The organism is Streptomyces bobili, from assembly GCF_002154575.1.
GTDB lineage: Bacteria > Actinomycetota > Actinomycetes > Streptomycetales > Streptomycetaceae > Streptomyces > Streptomyces bobili.
Map to the genome: position 1 here is coordinate 1 of NZ_MUBA01000908.1, position 576 is coordinate 576.

The following is a 576-nucleotide window of genomic DNA, read 5'->3' on the forward strand; positions in this document are numbered from 1 at the left end:
ACGTCGTCTCCCACCACTTCACGTTCGACGAGAGCGGCCGGCAGGCCAGGCTGGACCGCAGCCCGCACCGCTACATCTGGCCCGCCGAGCTCGACCTGATGGCCCAACTGGCGGGCTTCCGGCTGGAGTCCCGGCACGCCGACTGGACGGGCTCCGAGTTCACCGCCGAGTCGCCGTCCCATGTGTCGGTGTACCGGCTGCCGGAGCCCGGCGCCGGCACCTCCTGACACTCCTCCTGACACGCCAACTGACACGCCCCCCGACGCACGTCCTGACGCACGTCCTGACTCACCTGGTGGACGCCCTCTTGACGGCGGCCGGGGGCGGATCGACACTCGGACCTGGAATCCTAGTGAACAGGTAGGGAAGCACATGGGGTGTGAGACGGTCGCCCGCCGAGTGAGCCGCACCGCCTGGTCGTCACCCCTTCTCACCTCCCGCCGGCACATCGACCTGCTGCGTGTCTGCAGCGCGATGCCCCAGGGCTGAACCGGACGCCCATCCCCCTGCGCCGAGCCCTGCCGACGGTGTCCCACGACACCGTCCCCGCCGACGTGCGGGGACACAGGGCCGCAC

1 pseudogene is annotated in these 576 nt (G+C 70.7%); it reads left to right on the top strand.

Annotated features, from left to right (window positions below):
* Window positions 1-227 (top strand): annotated as a pseudogene (locus tag BZL64_RS38630) (SAM-dependent methyltransferase); the annotation flags it as partial.
* Between the last annotated feature and the right edge of the window lie 349 nt (window positions 228-576).